Here is a 19944-nt window from a genome sequence, read left to right as displayed (position 1 = left end):
GCACGATACGCTTCACTCAGTTTCCGGACGCCGACAGCCGACTATTCAGCCAGGCCAAAAGCGACTGCTGACGCGCCGCCGGCAATCGCTCGATACGTGCCCTGATCTCATCCATGCACATCTGATCGAAGTGCGCCGCGAGGGCGTCGACGAGCGGGGCGAGGGCCGCGCGTTCGTCCGACGAGAGCGCGTCGGGCGGATTCCGCAGGCTCCGCAGCACGGTCTCGGTGCGATGCTGATCAAGCGCGGGAATGGCATCCAGATCAGGAAATCCCAGCCGCCAGGTCGCGATCCGTGCGTTACGGGCCTGCTGATCGAGCAAGGCGATCCGTTCGCGCAGTAACGACTGCAACCGCGCGACCGCCGCGCGGTCCTCCGCCGCGAGATAGCCAGGCGCCGCCTCCAATTCCTGGTGCCGGCACCAGCACTCATCGCGCTCCAGACTCGGGATCGTCTCCGCCAGCGTCATGCGGGCGCTGAGCCAGTCGGTTGAACGGCGGCGTGCCACCGCGATGCGTTCCGCCGCCAGCGCCTGATAGATCTCCATCAGCTCCCAAGCCGGTTCGATCTCCTGCTCGCTCAGCTCCGCCATCAGGGTCCGACACTGCTCCGCGGCTTGATGATCCAGGATCTCAGCCACCCGCTCGGGCGGCAGGGCGTCACTCTCCCAGGCCGCCACATCATCAGCGAGACGTCGCAGTTGCAGTCCCAATTCACTGACCTCGGCGGCATCGCGGGTGCCGACGAAGATGTCACGCAAACGGTTCACCGCAACCAGCATCTCACGCAACGCATCGATCGTACGTGGGGCCTGCTCGAACAGCGCTCCGAGTCCCGCGCGCTGACGCTCGAGCATCTCTCGCAGCCGCTGTTGACGGGTCTGAATCGCCTTCACCCGAGCCTGGACCTCGTCCTCCCGCAAGACCGAGCGCGCCACCTTCAGCGCCTCGATCAGGGCATCCGCCCGGGCGATCTCGTCATGCAGCTCCCGCACCGGCGTCGAATCCGTCGGGTCCGGCTGACGCGGATAGTCGTCGCTCTCATCGAGCGTCAACTTGAAGTTCTGGCGCTTCTCAACCTGCAGGATCGAACGCTGCGCCTGCTCATGCAGGACCCGTGATTCAGTCTCGAAACCAAGCCGCCTGAGCGTCCCGACCGCCTTGTCGATCCGCTGACGGAACGCCGCGACATCCGCCGGACTCTGACAGCCCTGGCGTGGAATCCAATCGGCAATCCGCGCACCGACCATCTCGCGCACGATCACAAGCGGCTTCTCACAGTCCTCCAGACAGGAGCTGGGCCACAGGAGTGCATCCTCGACCTCTTCGCGCCGCCGCAGCAAGTGTTTCGCATTGCGCAACAACTCGCCGACATTGTTCTGCCGTTCCGCCTTCTCGATGGCCTCCTCGTACTCCTTGAGATCCATGCGGAAGCGGTGCAACACCTCCGCCGCCTTGCTCGATTTGTCGCTCAGATAGCGATAGGTCCCATCCAATGACTCTGGCATCGGGTCGACCCGCTGCATCTGTTCGGCCTCCTGCGCCAGCAGGATCAACTTCTGATACTGTTGCTCGGCATCCCAGCGGCTGATCAGCTCGCGCCAGCGCCCCTCACTGTCGGCCGAGAGAAAGCGCACGGTCGTGCCCTTGAGCACGCTGGTCTCGAACTGATGTTTGCCGCGCTGCCCCGGAAAGGCGAGCCCGATCCAATCGGCCGCGGCCATCATGGTCCCGTGATGCTGCAGGCGCCGGGGCGGATGCTCCCCCGCGATCAACAAGGCCAACAGCAAACCCGCCGAGGCGGTATTCAGACCATAGGGCGGCGCCATCAAGGCCTCATAGGACGCCAGCAGGGTGCGCTGCGGATCCTCCTCATGCGCCCGTTGCACTGCCTCGAAGATCGCCTTCACGGCTGGGTTCAGCGGTTCGGTCAGCTTCCCATTGGGCGCGAGTGCGCGCCAACTCCTGGCCAAGACCTCGCTGACACGGTTCTGCATCCGCTTCGGCTGTGCCTGAACCCAGGCGCCATCGACCTGGCGGGCGATCAGACTGCGGGTGAGCTGCGCGGCATCCGCTGGACCGCCGCCCGCGGTGGTCGCAAAGCCATCGAACGGAAACGGGATCGCCTGCGGATAGACCTGCTCCAGAATCGCCTCACCGACCGTCTTTAGACGTCCCTCGGGAACCGACTCCATGCCCGCGACCCAGTAGTCACGGACCTTGATCGCCTCCTGCACGGCGGTCTTCAATGCGGCACCCGCGCGGGCGCGCTCCTCGGACACGAATCGCCTGAAGCGGTCCGCTTCCTCCGCGGTCATGCGCTCATCGAACAGATTGAGACGCTTCAAGGCATCGGCGATGACCTGTTTGGGATCGGCGATGGTGACAACCCAAATCGGGGCCACACGCACACCACAGCGCTTCAGCTCGGTTTGAAAGAGTTCGCTCAGGGTCTCGCCGAGGGCCGCTGCCTCGTCCTCGGCATGCCGATAGAGATAGATCACCTGACCGCGCGCATCACGCGGCGAGCTCGCCTGCCGCCAATCCTGAAAGGCGGTTTTGACCACATTTCCCAGGGTCTTGAGGTTCGCAAGCTGGGCGGCGAAGAACCATTCCGCCGTCGCAATCCCCCGTCGCTGGGCAAAATCGGTCGCGATGTCCCCGAGTTCGGCATCCTTTGCCGCACGCCCGATAAAGAGTTCGCGCACCGCATCCTCGGTGATCCCCTGCGTCCGTTGCCGCAGCCATTGCTGGAATTGACCCCGAGTAGAGGCGTCCGCGATGAGCTCGTATTGGCCGAGATCCGCGTTCCACTCCAAGGCCCCGAGTTCATCCTCGAGCCGCCGGATGCCTTGATGCAGACGCTCCCCATCCAGCGCCGTCGCCTCCCCGAGCAAGGCATTGGCGTCCTCGCGCGTCTGCTTACCAACCCGCACCTTCTCCAGGATCGCCACCCCGGCCAGGACCAATGACTCATCCGGAGCGAGATGCGTCGCGAACTTCTCGAGCAGCGCCTGCAAGGTCTCCGCCACGGTGGCGCCCTTCTCGCGCTCCGCCGCGATCACCTCCGAGAGCATGTTGCCCATGACCAATTCAGCGGCGCTCACCTGCCGCAGACGGGTCCCGACCTGAGCCTCCTCATCGGCGATCCGCTCGAGCACGTCCTTAATCACGGTCAGCGCCGAACGGGACTGCACCACATCACGCTGACGGGTCAGGAACCAGGTCGCCAGCGGGTGCAGTGGCCAGCATCCCTTCGCGATCACCTGCTCGAAGCGAGTCGGATCGTTCCAGACCGGCAGCGAGCCGAAGCCCGGGAGAGTGCGCGACATGCGCAGCCAGGTCGTGTGTTGCGCCGTCGCGGCCGCGCCCTGCTCCCAGACCTGCGCCAGCATGGCCTCGTCCTTGCCGATCATGTGCGCGAAGATGGTCTCGAGATTGGTCGAGAGATAGAGTTTCTCAGCGGTGTCGAAGCGGGTGATGTAGCGCTGCAGTTGGCGTAGATCCGCGCTGCCGAAGCGTTTCAAATAGGCCTTCAACTCATATTGAATCAGCCCGATGAAGCGCACCCGACCGGCATTGTCCTGCACACCTTGGAAGATCTGCTGCAAGGCGGCGTCGCCGGCGAGCTGAGGCTTCTCCGCCGCATACTCCAGATAGCGACCGAATTCATCGAACAAGATCAAGAGGCTCGCAAAGGGCCCGGCGGGGCCACAGTAGACCTCGCAGAGGGTGTTGATCAGCTCTTGCGCCGACTCCTGTCCCACCACCGGGATGGCTGCCCCATTGGCATCCAGATAGAGCGCGTCGACCTGCTCGTAGATCGCCTCGTCGTTCTGACGCAGGCGCGCGATGATCTCCTCGCCGCTCAGCCCGGGACAGTGGCGCGCGAAGGACTCGGCACGGATGTCAAAATTCCGCGCCACGAACTGCTCGGCGGTTTGGAAGCGTGGCGAGAGTTCACGGATCGCCGTGGCATCGACCCCATAGCGCTCCAATTGCGCAAACACCGCCTGGACCAGCGCGTTGCCAAGATGAAAACCCGCCATCCCATCGAGACAGAGCACCAGCACCGGCTTGTGCAGTTGCGCCATCGCCGTGGCGAGGCGGGCACCGATCTCGGCATCCGCCTGGATGAGGTTCGCGAGGATCTGGGCCGCGGTCGGCCCTCGGGGATCGCCCAGCAAACAGGCGATGGCGGTCGCCAGATGGGATTTGCCTGTCCCGTATCCAGCCACCGCCAGACCGTAGGGATTGTGCTCCTCGCCGTTCAGGCCACCGAGGATCGAATCCACTAGATCCGCGACCACGCTCGCGGTGTCCTTCAGCCGATAGCCCCGTCCGACCCCATCCTGCTCGGCATCGGCGGCGCCGTGATAGCGTGGACCGTGGAAGACGAAGGCCCCCGCCGCCTGTTGGGCCCGCGGCCAGCGCTCCTGCACCCAGCGCAACTGCACCGCACCCTCGAAGAATCGTTCTTCGTTGAACCTGACCAGGCTTCCGATCTTCAACCTTATCCTCCGGATTTCCCTGATAGCACACCATCACTCGAGATCGCTCGGGCGCGAGCGGCTCCGCCCAGACCGGGATCTCAGTGTGGATGGGACTAGATCAGTTCATGATAGAGCCGCCCGACGATCACCTCGGTCGAGACCAAGCGCAACACCATCACACTGCCGGTGTAGCGATCGAGTTGCGCCAACCGCTCGTCGGAGAGCCAATCGAGCCATGCCGCCGCGCGCGCCCCGTCCCAGCCCAAGAGTGTCAAAAACCGGGTCTCATGAACCATCTCATCAAAACTGAGCTGCGCGACATCCGGGTAGGATTCATCCCACAGCAACCACAAGAACACCGCGTAAGCGGGGAAGAATGGGACCTCGAAGGGCGCCGGTTCGCGCACGAATCGCTCCGCACCGTCCGCCCCCGTACGGCTCAAGATCCCCGCATCACCAAAGGCCGCGCGCTCGCGATACATGCGCAACACCAGCGCGGCCAGCCCCTTCAAATAGCCTTTCGCCCCATGGCGCTCGACCAACAAACGCGTGTAGGCCTCCTGATCCACCTGCTCGCCCAGGCGCAGACGCCCTTCGGCGAACAACTGGAACCAGGGATCGGCGAGACCGACGGCCGGCACCGCGCGACCGAGCCGGCGCGACAAGAGCAAATGCAGTAACCACAGGGTCAGGGGCTCGGCGAGAAAGGCATCTTCTTGCAAGACCATGCGTCCGAGCAACGACGCTTGGAGTTGCCAGACGCCATTCGCCTTCCAGGCCTGGACCAGCCCCATGCCCCGCGCGTAATGGATCATCGGCTCGACCTTCCCGGTCGACTGCCCGGTGGGGATGCCCGTTGCGTCTCCGATCGTCTCGATCGTCCCTGTGCCACCGCGCTCGGCGAACTCCAGCAACTGCCCAAGCAGGCGACGATCGGCGAGAAAGGTCTGTGGAAAATTCAGCGGCAGTGGGGATGGGAGTGACGTTGGCGTCATGCGAACCGCTCCATGGAGACGATCAGGTCAGACCGCGAGCGCGGCTGCGCACGCGAACCCGCGTCGGCGCACTCATCCGTGACCCAAGACCAGGGTTGAAGGCAGGTCGCGATCACCATCATGCTGGAATCATGCATGGCGTCCGAGCCGAGGACAAGCAGGGTCATCCACGGATTGCTGGGCATTGCCGGTGCCACGCCACCGGGCGCGAAACCCGGCTCCGTGTGGCCTGAATCCGTGTGGACTGAATAGGCGTTACCCGTCATGGCAGATCCCTCCCGTGGTCAGTGACACAGTCGCCGCGTGCGCAGCCATTGAATGAATGCATCGACCCCGAAGAGGTCCATGACCACCTCACGTTGGACCTGATCCGGTAACAAGGCATGCCAAGGTCCAGGTGCCATGACGGAACTGAGCGCACTCGTCATCTTTGCGATGACCCCGCGAATGAAGGCCTCGTCTTGCGCGAGACGCGCGAGTTGATCCGGCTCGGGCGGCTCGGTGAGCGCGAGGCCTTCCAACCCCTTGACCGCCCCCTGATCCGGCAACAATTGCAATAAGACCCGTTCATAGGCGCTGCCGCCACAGTGCCACCAGAGTGATCGCCCGCCACCCTTGATTACGGGCGCATCCTCGGGCGCATAACCAAGTCCGGCCAGGACATGGCACGCAAAGGCATGGCGTGTCGGCGCACGCCGCGAGCCATACCGCATGGTCTCGGCGGGACCACCGCCTTGGGTCGACTTGAGCAGGATTTCGCCCGACTCACTCACCACGGACCAGCGTTGTCCGCCAAGCTGGATCGTCCCAGAGGTACTCTCCGCGCCCTGGACATAGGCGAGTACCTCACCGGTCGAGACATCCACGACCGGACGCCCAACCCGATCCGCATCCAGGTTGCCATGAAAATCACCACCGCCCTCCCCCAATCGATCGCTCCAGTCCTCGCCAAGACTCAGATGATTGCCGGTAGCGACCAGATGATCCTCACGGCAGAGATGATCGAGAATGCGTTCGGCCGTGTCCCGATCCGGCCAGACCGCCTGCGCCAACGCCAGCAGGGACTTACGGCCGCGGCGTTTCCTCGGGGTCTGCGCGATATAGCTGGCGCTTTGCTGCACGAAGACCGACCAGCGGCGGGCATCGCGGGCCTCATCCAATCGGCCATCGCGCGCCTTCGCCAAAAGGCTCCCGAAGGCCGCGCGCTCGATGTGATCCCGCGCGATCGGCAGGATGCGGGTGATGCCGCTGCACCGGCCCGCACGCCCAACCCGTTGCAGCAGCGAGCTCGTATCCGGTGGTGGTCCAACCAGCACAACGGCATCGACGTCGCCGATGTCAACGCCCACCTCAAGGGTCGTCGTCGCGACCAGCACCGCGTCGCGTGCCGCGGCAAAACCGGCCTCGGCCTGCTCGCGCGCACTCCGTTCCAAACTTCCGTGGTGGCCGAAGACGCGCATCGCACGGCGCCGTGTCAGCACCTCGCGCAGCACCACGGACAATTGATCGCACAGCCGGCGGGTGGGTACGAACACGAGCAGCTTCCGGCAGATCCCCTGCTCCTCGGGGGAGGCGCGCAAGATCTGCCAGATGCGCTCAGCCATCGCGCTGGCATCCGTCCCGGCACCGATCACGGTGATCAGGTCGCGGATGTTGGTGGCGCTGAAACCCGGTTCGATCGCGAGCCACTGCTCCTGCTCCAGACAAAACATCTCCAACGGCCGAAACCCCGCCACGCATAGGGTCCGCGCCGTGGCCCCAAGGAGGCGTTGCGCGACCCGCTCGGGCGCGGCGACCGTCGCGCTGCCACCGCAGAGCTGGAGATCCGCGGTGGGGGTGAGTCCATTCTCATGGGCGAAACTTCGCAACAGCCGCAGCCGCTGCAGCAGCCACATGAGCTGATCGCCTCGTGATGATCCCGCAAAAAGGTGGACTTCATCGATGAAGACCGCCTCGACCCCAGCCAGCAAGTGATCCACCGTCCGCGCCTCTCGCACCACGCCATCGCGGACCAACATCGAATCTAGTGATTCTGGGGTTGTGACCAAGACCTCGGGGTGGCGCTTTTTGTCGCGATGATCACTCGTCTGCCGTCCGCAGGCCCAGCCGAGATCGGCGAGCGGTCCACTCAGACGTGCCGCGAGATCATTGACCAGCGCCCGGGTCGGCGCGATGACCAGCATCCGAATCCTTGGGGTCCGCGGGGCTGGCGACTGGCGCAGCCGCGCGATCAGCGGGGCACAGATCGCCTCGGTCTTCCCCGCTGCTGTCGCGGCCGTCACCAAAAGGCTGTGGCCCGCCAGGATGGGTTCGATCGCCTGACGCTGGATCTCGGTCAGCGCCTGGAACCGCTGTCCGAAAAAGACCCGGCCAACCGGCCCCAGTCGTTCGAGCAAGGCCCGATTGGAGGGCGTTCGCGAGGGGTCGTTCACGGGCGTCTCGGAAGTGCTGCTCCCGCATGGCTCAGACATCAGCCCTGCCTCAATCCGCGTGCGTCGTGAGCAGATCCAGCGACTCAAGCGTGCTGCGCACGAAATAGCGCGGCACGGGATTGCCCTGGCGTTGATACTGTGTGAGCAACCGATCCGTCAGTCCAGCCATCGCCTGTTGGCGAGTCCCCGCTACCGCCTCTGGATAGGCGATGCGGTAGAGCGCCAGGATCTTCTTCACGAGTTCCTGCAGATCGGCCTCACTCGGGACCGGGGCTACGACCGAGTCGTCCACCCCCCCGATGACGTCATGCAGGTTCCGCGAGGCATCATGTTCCGGATCGATCCCCGGCGCGGCAGGAGCGGAGGCGAATGCCAAGACTAAGGGAATACGTTGCGCACGCAAGCACCCAAGCTGCTCCAAGAGATCCTGACGGCGCTCACGAAGTCGCTGCGCCTGTGCCCCGCGTCGTGCCGTGCTCGCATAATCGACGTCCAACTCATCCAGGATGACGACCAGACCACGGGCACCCGCGACCGCGCACAGCCAGGTCCAGTTCGACAAGAGATCGCAGAACCGCCTGGCATACTCGGCAACAGCCCGCGCCCGCAGGGGTGGGAGATGGAGGTTTCTGAAGCCAAGCCCGGCAAGCCGATTCTTGGCGGCGCTCGGGGCCAGGAACAGACCCAGATAATCCTCGATGATCTGGAGCGCGTCGTACTCCTCGAACGCCGAGCGTGGAATCTGCTCGAACACCTCAGCGAGCATCGTGGCCCCCAGGTGGCCCAGTCGTTCCAGGTGACCTGAGCGCCGCGCGCGGGTCAGATTGACCGATAGCCCGCCCGGGAGCGCATCACCGGGAAAGCGGATCCCATTGGTGATCGCCTCGAACAGCTTCATCGGATCCGAGAGGGTGGTCGCGACCCCATCGAGAACCACGCTGGACACCGCGAACTCGTGTCGCACCGCCGCGGCCGTCAGCACCGTCAGCAGATGCGTCTTCCCCTGCCCCCAGGCGCCCTCGATCAACAGGGTCTGGGGTTGATGCTTGCCCGCCTGCCGCAGGGTCGCATCGAAGCGCTCCAGGATGCCGTTCAGACCCACGCTCAAATCATCAACATGCGACTCCAACACCTGCCCCAAACGCAGCGCGATGACCGCACGCCGGGCCTCGACGGTCTGCGCTGATAGGCTCGACCGGTCTGCCATTCTACCCATCGCCACCGCATCAGGGGGCGGATGCGCGATCCGTCCTGATCCCGGTTCCGCCACCGCGTCGCGCGATACCGCGCTTGGATGAGCGGCTGCCCGTCGCGACGTCCCGTTCACCCCGTAGCCCGGTGGACGCCGCGTCGCGGATGCCGCCGCGCCTGGGGAGGATGGGTTAACCGCGGCCGGCTCCTGCTCGACGTCAGCGCCCGGCAGCGAGGCATCATCCAATGCCGCGAGCAGCACGAGATCGGTCATGTAACCGAAATCCACCATCGCGGTCGGCCCCTCCGGATAGAGGTTCAGAATCCTGCCGCGCCCAAAGTCACGATGAAACACCTCATCGCCGATCTTCATGGCTCGTCATCCTCCTCCGCATCCGAGGACTTCACCGCATCGAAGAAGCCCTGATACCGCTGGGCGAGTTCCGCTTCGCCAAACGCCCGCTCGCCTTCATTCCGTTGCAGGTTCAGGAGATTGACCCAGGTCTTCACGAACAGCCGTCGCGCATCGACCTCCAGGTTCCGTTCCGCGGCCACATCGGCGAGTCGCAGCGCATTCGCCTGCTGCAGCTCCTGATCGAAGCGGATACCCAGCGCCTGCTCCCCCACTTCGATCAAGCGGATGCCGATCGCACCGAGCAGATGATCCTGGCGATCGAGCCGTTCGAGCAGCAACTGGGCCGCGAAATCATTGCCCTCGTCAAACGAGGCCCCCACCACCGCGAGCCGCTGCTGCAAGGCCGGGTACCGACTGAGCTCGTTGAGGACATCCGGCACCGCCGAGAAGACCCCGAACAGCGGCACGCCGCCTGGCACGCCGGTGGGCAGGTCGACGAGCACGCGCATGGCGGACAACACCCGCAGCAACGATTTACCGCGCGCCGTGAACAGGGTCTCCACCTCATCGAAGAGCAGCACGACCCCATGCACACCCGCCTCCCGCGTGAAGCGAACCAGCGACAGCAGGAGATTGCGACCGAAGTCCGCCCGGGCATTCGCCGCGATCTGTCCCAAACGCAAGATCTGACGCTCGTCTCGCGTCAGCGTCTCCAGGTCGCCTTGCAACCAGCGGATGGCCGCGTCACCCACCACATCGAGCTCTGGATTCCAGGCCGCCTTCAGCGCCTCGACCATCACGCGCCCAAACGCATTGTCCGGATGTGGTTCATCGCGCACGTGCCGCAGCCACTGATCGAATGCGGCCTCCTGATTGGGAACCTGATGCTCCTGCATCTGCTGGCGCTTGAAGCGCACGACCTCGCGGATCAGGGAGCGGATCCCGGGTGCGGTCTCCTCGCCCGGTAACCGCAGTTGCCGGACGAATTGGCGATAGAGATCGAGCGGCTGATCCAGACTGGCGCCCGGACCACAGGCGATGTAGGCCGCCGCGAAGCCCTCATCGAGCGCGCGAGTCCCGAGCGACATCAGAAAGTGCGTCTTGCCGCCGCCATAGGGCGCGATCACGACCTTGAAATGGGCATTCTTACGGCAGAGTTGGCGCAGATAGGTCTGAGCCAGCCGATCCAACCACGCCTCGACGCCCACCGAATAGGCGGGAATCGAGGAACGTGCGATCCCCAGATCGGTGGTGGCCTTTCCTTCGGATCCCAGCACCGCCCAGAGTTGCAGTGCATCCACTTGTGAGAGGGAGGATTCAGACATGGTGTTTCACCTGCTGGGCCACCGCCGTCGCGGCGAATTTCACGAATTCACGCACCACACCATCGAAGATCGACTCGGCAGAAGAGCGCGCCTCCTGCACGAATTGCGCCTCCAGGTGCGGGACGAGCGCTTCCGCCAAACCCGCTTGCCGCCCGATCTCGATGATCCCTGCCCCGAGTTGCACGAAGAATGTCGGGTCCTGTGGTGAGGGTTGTGTCAATTCGTCGAGACTGACCCACACCGCCCGCGGATTTCCGCGCCGAGCCGCGCTCGGCTCATCGAGCTCCACGCGGACCCGCTCGATCCGCTGACTCAGTGCCTCCAAACGTTCGCGGGCCAGTTCGATGAAATCCTCGACAACGGCATAATGAATCGAGACCCCGCGAAAGGCCCCCAGGGCCATGTGATCAACAAAATTGCGCAGATTCGCAAGATGCTGTTGTTGGGCGATCGAATAGCCGGTTCCGAATGAATGCCCGCGCTCGGTCTCATCGAACAACAGAACCAATCCGGGGTAGCCGAGCAACCGCGGGAGCGCCAGCAACGAGCGCAACCAGACGGCGGCATTGCGACGCCCCAGCTTGCCGATTGGGCGTGGCAAGCTGGGATGAGTGTGATAGAGCGAGCTCAGGGTCAAGCGATAGCTCGGATCCGCGTGCAAGAGTGCGATCAGTTCCTCCTCTGGGGAGGAGGACGTCTGCCCAGACCAACAGGTGGTGGCATAGGCCGACACCAGATTGCGGAACTCCGGGGAGAGCACCGCGCCATCACGAATCACCTGCAGTTGCGCGTTGATATCCCGCCCGGATGCCTGGAGGCTGTTTGCGATCACACTGGCCGCGCCCTGTCGCGGCGTTGGATCCTCGTCGCACCGCATCGCCTGCATCGCCCTGGCGATCATCTGGTAGGTCTCTTGCAACGACTTGAAAGGCGAATGGCCCATGCGGCAATCCACATAAGCCGTCACGAAACCTTGCCGTCGCGCCAATTCGGCAACAGTTTGCAGAAAATGCGTCTTGCCGCGTCCATATTGGCCGTAGACGAATTGCAGCACGCACCCACCGCCGGTCAGAAACGGCAGGGTTTCCCGTTCGAGATGGGCACGGTAATGATCCAGCCCGACCGCGAGATCGAAGGCCGTCGGGGCATCCGGTGGCGTGCCGAAACACGCCAGATGCGCCAGGATTTCGAGGGGTTCGGTCATCCTTCGCGCTTCTCGATCCAGAGCATGGCAATGCGATGGTTGCTGCCGTCCTGAGCCGCGAGCGCGGGCAACATCAGGGTCTTGCCCTGACTGATGGTCGCCATGTTCGGGGTTTGGGTACGCAGCAATTCCTCACCACAACGCCAGCCATCACGGCCGAACCGAGCCAGGTCATAGAGAAACTGGGGCAGCGGATAATCATCGAAGGACCGCTGCTCCGGCTTCTTCAAAAACGACTCGGAGCGGCTGTGACGGGCCAACACCACCAAGGGATAGAGGGTGCGGATGGGCACCTGACCGTTTTGATCTTGCCCCGTGCTCTTGGCGAAGCGAATGGCATCCTTGAGCGTTTGGAAAAACACCTCGCGCACGAAGGGGGCGTCATCCAGATCCTTGGCACGTTGGCGAATGAGTTTGAAGAGTGACGCGCCATCGGCCTCATCGATTCGATCGAAGCGCTCGCTGCCAACCTCGAGCAGCACCATGCGTCCCTTATAGGAGACCTTGAAGGGTCCGAGATAATCGTAATCCGTGAAGCGTTTGTGCGGAAACGACTGCTCTCGCGCGGCCTTCAACAGGGTTTCGCGACGCGATGACAACGCCTGCTCGAGTTCTTGAGCAACCCGCTCCTGCTCGTCATCCAGGACCTGGATCAAGGCCGCGAGATCGATGTTCGCGCACGCCTGACGGGCCTCCTTGAGTGCGTCGTCACGTTCGCCGAGCGTTAGGGATTGCTCCTGCCCAAAGGATTTCAGCGCCCGCGACAGGGCGTCGACCGACTTCTTGAAAGACGCGAGATTGCTCAATCGATGCCTCCTGGAGCAGGGTGACTGGGTTCTTGATGTGTCATGATTCGTCAGGACTCGGGTTCAGTCGCCGCGGCCGAAACCTCGGTCCTCCAATGCGGTGACCTGGACTCGGATTGCCTTGGTCTGCAGACCGCCGCTGGAGGTTGGAACAGCACCGAGTGACCAGCATTGTCCTTTGGAGAGCTTGGCGAGACGCTGGCTCCATTCCGCCTTGCTGTCGCCCGTGGATTGGCTCAAGAGGGTGGCGAAGCGGTCGATCTCGGTCTCGGCGGGTTTGAAGAAGAGCTTATGAGCGGCCATGAAGAGCCGGTCGCGTTGCTCTTGGTTGAATTGGCTGGTGGTCTGGGTCGCGAGGATCATCGAGAGGCCGAATTTCCGTCCCTCGCGCAGCATCTTGTCGATGGGTGAGTCGCTACGGTGATCGAGATTCTGGATCTCGTCGAGTACGACCGGGATTGGGCGACGTCGATTCCCAGTGGTCGTCGCATAGTCATACAGATCCCACAGCACGAACTCGGTGACAAGACGCTGGATCTCCTTACTCAATCCTTTGAGCTGGAGGATCTGAACGCGTGCATCAGGATCTGAAAGCATCTCTTCCCAAGCCGATTCGGACCCCTCGCGGAAGGGTTCGGATTTGCTGAAGGGTTCGATTTTATTCGCGAGTTGATCGCCATATTGACTATCTTCCCGCAGCGCCGCCAGGACTTTCTGGATGGTCAAGTCGTGATGAAAGCCAAGTTGACTCTCGATGACACGAATCAATGCCGAGAGCTGCTGATCGCCCATGGTTTCATAGACCGACTTGAAGATGCTCGCGATGCGTGTGGCAACGTCATAAGGGCTCTCCCGATACGGCGGAAGATCCGGGTCGATCTCCTGCTGCTGCCTTCGAAATGGATTCAGAGGGAGCTTGTCATGCACAACATAATGGCTTTTCGGCTTAGCGATCTCGGTAAAGCGCGTCTCAACCTGTTTTGGTAAAAACCCGTCCGTATAGTCGATGATGAGTGAATGCAGTCCCTGCACCGCCATTTCAGCGAGCAGGCACTGGATCCCATAAGTCTTACCCGACCCTGGCGAGCCAAACGCGAGCAGATGGCGGTTGAGCAGATCGGGATGACCATAATGCCAATAGACTGGCTCTCCATTGCTACGCGTCCCGATCAAGATGCGTTCGGGAACCGGTCGGGGCGTGATGATGGTCTCGGCCACAAGACGTTCCGGCTCCAGTCCCGTGTCACGCTCGTGACTGTGCTCATAAGCAGACCCTGCACCCGACGCGGCCCCAGACTCAGGATCAAGACGTGACTCGCGTTGGGAGTCACCCGGCGGGGACGACACCCGCTGCCCAGACCTGATGCTCACGACCTCGGCAGTCACCAGCTTGTCATGGCGAACCTCCGGCGCGACGTTATCATCGGCCTGGCTCGATTCGACCTGGCTTGAATCAGGACCGGTTTCAGGCTCAGGCACGATCTCGGTCTCGGTCTCGGTCTGGGTTACGCCCGGATCAGTGGGCCGCAGACGGATCTGCGTCTCGCCCAGGGCCACCCGGTCTGCTGGCTCCGTCTCGCCGAACAGCTTGGCGAGTCCCTCGTAGCCCAAGGCGATGTGCCAGACCACGAAGTCATCCGGCGCGACGAATGGCGGCTCCACGACTCCGAACGGCAACTTCATCCGGTTCAGTACCGGCTCAGCGCCCGGCTCGTTGGTCCAGAAGGTGAAAATGGCGCCCTGCCAGGCGATCTCGTAATACCCCTCCGAGAGCTTCTCCAAGGCAAGATCGAGTTTTCGCCACTCCACCTCGCTGAGATCGACGACCGCGCGCGACGTCACGGTGCGCTGCAGCTGCGCCCACCAGTAGCGCCGGTCGAAGCTCACACGACGCAGATCATTTCGATTGGGTGCCAGCAGCGGCATTAGGTGCGCCAGTCCCTCCTGAACCTGACCGCTCGCCTTCTCCAGATGCGTTGCGTTGTACTGTGCAAACTTGCACTCGATCACCACCGCCTGCACCAACGGCACATCCTGCTCACGCAGGATCAGCGACAACTGCAGCAGATCCGGCCGCTGCGAAACCTCGCTCCCGGCGAACCAATGCAAGAGCGAATCGACCGGCAGCAGTTGCGACATCGCCGCCGCAGGCACCGCCAGGGCACGACGAATCGCCGCAAAGCCCACCACCTCGCGGACCCGCTCACCATCGCCCACCACCGCCCGCAGTGCCGAGAGCCCGATCACCTCCTCGGCCTCACTCACCACCTGCGCCCCCATGACATCAAGCGCCTGGTCTTCCTGATACGGCATCAGCCCGCTCAATTGGCCGCGCACCAGCCGGGCGAGCTGCGCGAGGGTATCCTGCTCGGTGGAGATGGATAGATTCAGCTCGCCGTAGTCACCCAGCCCCGAGGTAAAGCCGACGATCTTGCGTCGATTGTGCGCGCCCTCGCCGGTGCGCAGCAGATGCTTATCGACGAAGGGATCGATGCAGGCCACCCATTGCGCCTTCGTATGCAGCGCCTCGACCACCGGTTGCCAGGGCTCATAATCGATGCGACCAAAAATCAGATGATCCTGATGCGTGGTCTGCGGATGGCAGAGCCGCGCCGTTAGATCAGCATGGCGCGTCTGCACCCCCAGGCGCCGATTGCTCAACAGACTCTGTCGCCGCCAGGGATCCCCACGCCGAATCGGACGGGGAAACTCGCAGATCGGAAATTGCCCGATGTTGCTGCCATTGAAATCGAACTCAAAAGGCTTGGCCGGCTCGGCCTCACCGGCCAGGTCACCGGCGAGAAAATGGAACAGGAAGGCGATGTCGTACAGCCGGCGCTCCTGTTTGAGCAGTTCGACCATACGCTCGCGATCAGGCGCGAACCGATGACCGACCGCCAGCACCAGCGGCCGTCCGCTCTCCCGGTTTGCCTCGGCGAGCCGATGGCGCCAGGCCGCCAGCCGACTTTCCATTGCCATGGGCGAGGCCGAGGTGGAATAGACCATCACCTCGCAATGAAACGCCGGCCAGTCCCGCGCGCTTCGCTTCAAATAGGCACGTAAAAAGCGATCGACCCCCGAGAGGATGGTGCCCAGTTCCTCGACATGCAGCGCCAAGATGCGCATCCCATCCTCGGCGAAGGGATAGAGCTGGAGATAATCCTCCAACACCCGCAGCACCACCTCGCTCTCCTCGGTCGGGCGCACCAAGTCGGCGACCTCATCATCGTCGTCGCTCTCCTCCTCGCGCAGCAGCGTCTGCACCGCCAGGCTCTTTTCCCCGTCGCGCTCGAGCCCGAGATGATGCAGCAACCCGAACGACTTAATCTCGGCACAGAGACGATGATTGGCATCCACCACCAGCCCGGCGAGCGGCCGATGGATCTCGGCCAGCTTCAGCAATTGCTCGAATGCGGACTGGCCATCGCGCCCGAACGCAAGTTCCGCGACCACCTCAGGGAAACCGTCGCAGAGAAATCGTTGGCGTGCCAGGGTCAGTTCCAGCACCGGTGGACTGATCGCCCAGACGATCGCCGAGCGCAGAAAGTCGTCATTCGGGACCATCGCCTCGTCGACCACCAGAAAGGCCTTATAGAGGCGGCGCAGCAACTCATGACTGCCACGTAAGTGGGGGTTGAGCACATCCTGGGCGAGCTGCCGATAGGCCCCGAGCAGCGGCAGCAGATCCTGCGCGTTGGCGGCATAATTGCCCTGCGCATCGGCGCGGCTCAGCCAGGCGCGATAGGCCGCCGCGAGGGCAATCACCCCATCCCAAAGTTGCCGATCGAAGAGGTCCGGCGTCAGCCCCGCTAGGAGATCCACCACCTCCAATTCGTTCAATGCCAGGCTGACCAGCCGGTTGGCCTCGTCCGTGTCAGCGGCGTAATAGAGCGCCGTCATCACCACCGCGGGGATCTGAAAGGCCGGCAAGACCCGTTCGGGATTGGGCAGCGCATTCCAGCGTTCGAGCACCGTGCGCGCGCATTGACGCCGCACCCGCTCCGGCTGGGTGGGGCCGAGTGACCAGTGATACGGACGAGTGAGCGCGACCCCGCCCTCCTCGTCGATCAAGACGACCTTAAAATGCAGATGTGGACGTCCGCGATTGGTGCCGTAGCTCAAGGCCTCGAGATCGAGATCCAAAGTCACCGGAATGGACTGCTCCCAGTCATCACGTGGATGCGCCATCTGGTCCGCATCGATCGGCAGGCGCCAATCGATCTGTTCGAGCACCTCCGGGAGTCCACCGAGACAGCCGTGGAGTAATTCCCGCGCCTGCGTGTCCCGGCCGAGTCCGGCCTCCTCGTCCGCCTGCAGATCGTGTTTGAAGTCGACCAGTTCGATGTGGACTTCGCGCAAGGACTCCATCAGCGCCCTGTTGCCATCGCGTTTGCGATAGGCCAGGAGCGTGAGCCAAATCGCCCGAAGTACGGACTCCAGACTCAGGCCCTGGAGACGAACCGGGGTCCGGGACACGCCCTTTTCCGTGTCCTTGGTTTTCAACTTCAGCAGACGCAACACCGGCGCGAGGTCGGTCTGTAAAAGTCGTGCCCGGGCCTGACTGTCGGCCTCCTGGATGAAGGCCCGCAAGGTCTCGGCATAGGCCTTGGGACTGTCGTAGAGGGGAAGGTCATCGAGCGTGTTGGGTAGGTCGAGTTGGTCCTGCTCGAGCGCCTGTTCGATCTTCTCCCACGCCTTCTTCTGCTCGCCTTTGGTCTTGAAGCGTTGGTGCGAGATGAAGGTCGCTGCTTCCTTGAGAAGACCTGCATTCTTGCGGTCTGGCCGAAGGCCGAAGAAGGGCGGGATCTCCCAAAACGACAGCTTGGCATAGAAGAGTTCGATCACATCGGAGAAGGCATCGATGCCATCCCCATCACCGAGCACCTGATGCTGCAGAAACCCGGACAGGCGTTCGAGCTGGAGGGGTCGGGTCTGAAAGAGGTCCTGCAAGATGGCGTCGAAGCGTTCTTTCTCCGTCGTGCTGGCCGAGAGCCCGTAGTGCTGATCGATGCGCTCGATCCAGCTTGCGAACCCCCGCTCCATGCGCTGCCACAAGCGCGACTCGTCCAGGATGTGAAAGTTGGCCAGCCCGCCCTGATCCGAGGCGTGATTGAGACCGAGCAGCACGATCACCAAGCCGTCGGCCTGGGGTGTGCGTGTGCGATTGCGGTACCAGGTGAGTTGATCCCCAAGGTCGATCCAGCCCTGCGGTTCGTCTAGTCGTGGGGCGCCGCGTGCGTTCATCTCGGCGAGCAGTTCGGCTTGGCTATGACCGCGGCGCCAGTCCTCCCAAAGATTGGTCGCGACCTTGAAATGACTTTCGATCCGCGCGCGAGCGCTCCAGGTCCCGCGATGGTTCTCGAGCGCCGCGAACAGGTCGAAGGCATTGAGGGGTGAGAGGCTTTGAATGATGAAGCGCGCTTCCTTTGGGCCATCCTGTTCGCCAAGCACCCGATCCCATTCGGTGACGAGATCATCCGCGAGACTCGCAACGAAGAGATTCATCAGCCACCTCCGCTATTGCCGTCGGGGTTGTGAACAATGGAGACCGCATCCGACAGTTCGATGAGGAAACCGCCTTGTTGGAGCGTTTCTTCGATCCAATCCGTACTGATATCCGCTGAATAATGTTTCTCATCACTCTGAGCACCATGCGCCGACCACTCACGAGCGATCACCATCGGTTCGCCACCAAGTGCTAACCCAAAATGTGAAAATGCACGTTGATAAAAATCAGATAATCGGACTCTTTCACCGGGTCGCAGGAGTGATGCGACCAATAACCGTACCAATTGTGCATTCAGTACAAAACGTTGCCCACGCCCATTTCGCGGGATGACCATTCCTATTTCCTTGCCAAATTTCCTAAACATTCGGAAGCAATTGTCATCACCATTCGATAAATCCCTTTCTTTCAGTGGCTTACCATTAACATAAAGTAGCGGAGAACGCAGTGCTCTAAACAGAATTGCCTCGATTTCGGAATAAGATTCTTCAGCTAATCGACGCCCAGGCTCACCGGGTGCCAACTCTGGGTCAGCCACAATCCAAGCATAATGACCAACAAAGCCAACCGTATTACTTGCAATCTTGTCAATTCGGCGAGCCTGAAAACAGAGACTCCGCATGACCTGAATTAGACAAAGCGTTCTGATCAAATCAAGCTTTTCGAGAGAGCTGAGCCGAGACTCACAGATGTTCAACATCTCCGAAGCAAACAAAAATGCTTCAGTTTCTGTTGCAACTGGAACCCATGCCAAATAAGATGGTTTTTTGATTTTATCTGTTTCGTAATGATCAAGTGTCGTTTCGATAAAGCTCGACAATTGATCTAACTGCGCAACAGCGTCCTCCAGAATAAATTTCAAAGCTGACTCTAATCGCTTACGCCGATCCTGCAACGTTATTTCCGCAAGGTGTTCATATTCATCACGCTCGAGTACTCTGCCTAGACTTGGACTGATCGGTCTTGAAAAAAGGCTTGCGAGCTGCAGATACAATAGCTCACCACCACGTCCTAGAAAATTTCTCGTATTGCTATCAAAATATTTTGATGCTGTATCCCAGTCCGTAATCGGCCCATGCTTTTCCTTGATCGCATAGGGATGCTGCCAGGTCACCTCTCGTGATAATAGTCCGGCTGCAGCAGGCAGAAATGTGCAGGTAACCCAAGTTCTATCTTTGGCAACACCGACAAAACCAGAAAAAAGACTCTGAATCAAGCGGACAGCTTCATCTTTTTGCTCTTGACTACCAATAATCTTGGACTTGAGTATATCAATTGCGTTCAGATACTCACTTCGGTGTATCTGGTGGCGCGTTTCCAGCTTAGACGTAGGAAAAAATGTAAAGAGCTTGAGTGCAATGCGATTTTCGGGCCAATAGCAAGGCTCTGAAACTTGGTCTAAATAAAGATTAAACTGGAATACGCCTTCACCATCTTCTGTTTTCGGTGACGCAAAGACCATCAGAAATTCAGATAAATACTCAACTGGCGTTTGGTCCTTGTAAAATCGCCGCCCGTACAAACGAATCGCAGGATTCTTGAGATCAGCTTTCTTTCCTGGATCTTGGGAAGAAGTGACTTCGGCTTCTTTTGGGTAGCGTTTGAATACTAAACGATCTTCGATCGTATCCATTTCAG

10 protein-coding genes are annotated in these 19944 nt (G+C 61.7%); all 10 read right to left on the bottom strand.

Translation table 11 applies throughout. The features are described from left to right. Window positions 1-16 precede the first annotated feature (16 nt). Window positions 17-4510, bottom strand: a complete 4494-nt coding sequence (locus tag CKO25_RS09135; RefSeq protein ID WP_200387623.1) for a coiled-coil domain-containing protein — start codon at window positions 4508-4510, stop codon at window positions 17-19. A 95-nt stretch (window positions 4511-4605) separates the two neighbouring features. Beyond that, on the bottom strand, window positions 4606-5487 hold the full coding sequence (locus CKO25_RS09130) for a hypothetical protein (RefSeq protein ID WP_200387622.1): 882 nt from the start codon (window positions 5485-5487) through the stop codon (window positions 4606-4608). Next, window positions 5484-5753 carry a hypothetical protein gene (locus CKO25_RS09125; RefSeq protein WP_200387621.1) on the bottom strand — a complete coding sequence of 90 codons (270 nt, stop codon included), beginning with the start codon at window positions 5751-5753 and terminating at the stop codon, window positions 5484-5486. The genes CKO25_RS09130 and CKO25_RS09125 overlap by 4 nt, the downstream gene beginning before the upstream one ends. Before the next feature lie 18 nt (window positions 5754-5771). Then, window positions 5772-7958: a DEAD/DEAH box helicase gene (locus CKO25_RS09120; protein WP_200387620.1), complete on the bottom strand. Its 2187-nt coding sequence runs from the start codon at window positions 7956-7958 to the stop codon at window positions 5772-5774. Between the two features lie 10 nt (window positions 7959-7968). Then, window positions 7969-9483 (bottom strand): BREX system ATP-binding domain-containing protein, encoded by a 1515-nt coding sequence (locus CKO25_RS09115; protein WP_200387619.1) that lies wholly within the window; start codon window positions 9481-9483, stop codon window positions 7969-7971. Continuing rightward, entirely contained in the window at window positions 9480-10790 is a 1311-nt protein-coding gene (locus CKO25_RS09110) for a BREX system ATP-binding domain-containing protein (protein ID WP_200387618.1), read from the bottom strand. The genes CKO25_RS09115 and CKO25_RS09110 overlap by 4 nt, the downstream gene beginning before the upstream one ends. After that, window positions 10783-11994 carry a BREX system ATP-binding domain-containing protein gene (locus CKO25_RS09105; RefSeq protein WP_200387617.1) on the bottom strand — a complete coding sequence of 404 codons (1212 nt, stop codon included), beginning with the start codon at window positions 11992-11994 and terminating at the stop codon, window positions 10783-10785. The genes CKO25_RS09110 and CKO25_RS09105 overlap by 8 nt, the downstream gene beginning before the upstream one ends. Then, entirely contained in the window at window positions 11991-12800 is an 810-nt protein-coding gene (locus tag CKO25_RS09100; RefSeq protein ID WP_200387616.1) for a hypothetical protein, read from the bottom strand. Before CKO25_RS09100 ends, CKO25_RS09105 begins: the two co-directional genes overlap by 4 nt. 63 nt (window positions 12801-12863) lie before the next feature. Further along, complete coding sequence (locus tag CKO25_RS21135; RefSeq protein WP_242467523.1) at window positions 12864-18305, bottom strand: ATP-binding protein; 5442 nt, start codon at window positions 18303-18305, stop codon at window positions 12864-12866. Further along, window positions 18305-19939: a hypothetical protein gene (locus tag CKO25_RS09090; protein ID WP_200387615.1), complete on the bottom strand. Its 1635-nt coding sequence runs from the start codon at window positions 19937-19939 to the stop codon at window positions 18305-18307. Before CKO25_RS09090 ends, CKO25_RS21135 begins: the two co-directional genes overlap by 1 nt. Window positions 19940-19944 lie beyond the last annotated feature (5 nt).

Origin of the sequence: Thiocapsa imhoffii, assembly GCF_016583985.1 — a bacterium.
Lineage (GTDB): Bacteria > Pseudomonadota > Gammaproteobacteria > Chromatiales > Chromatiaceae > Thiocapsa > Thiocapsa imhoffii.
The sequence above is the reverse complement of the archived record's forward strand: the minus strand, read 5'-3'. Positions and strand labels throughout refer to the sequence as shown.

Excerpts from the sequence above, each read along its gene's own strand:
- CKO25_RS09130 (WP_200387622.1), bottom strand. The coding sequence starts at position 5,487 with ATGACGCCAACGTCACTCCCATCCCCACTGCCGCTGAATTTTCCACAG.
- CKO25_RS09125 (WP_200387621.1), bottom strand. The coding sequence starts at position 5,753 with ATGACGGGTAACGCCTATTCAGTCCACACGGATTCAGGCCACACGGAG.
- CKO25_RS09120 (WP_200387620.1), bottom strand. The coding sequence starts at position 7,958 with ATGTCTGAGCCATGCGGGAGCAGCACTTCCGAGACGCCCGTGAACGAC.
- CKO25_RS09115 (WP_200387619.1), bottom strand. The coding sequence starts at position 9,483 with ATGAAGATCGGCGATGAGGTGTTTCATCGTGACTTTGGGCGCGGCAGG.
- CKO25_RS09110 (WP_200387618.1), bottom strand. The coding sequence starts at position 10,790 with ATGTCTGAATCCTCCCTCTCACAAGTGGATGCACTGCAACTCTGGGCG.
- CKO25_RS09105 (WP_200387617.1), bottom strand. The coding sequence starts at position 11,994 with ATGACCGAACCCCTCGAAATCCTGGCGCATCTGGCGTGTTTCGGCACG.
- CKO25_RS21135 (WP_242467523.1), bottom strand. The coding sequence starts at position 18,305 with ATGAATCTCTTCGTTGCGAGTCTCGCGGATGATCTCGTCACCGAATGG.
- CKO25_RS09090 (WP_200387615.1), bottom strand. The coding sequence starts at position 19,939 with ATGGATACGATCGAAGATCGTTTAGTATTCAAACGCTACCCAAAAGAA.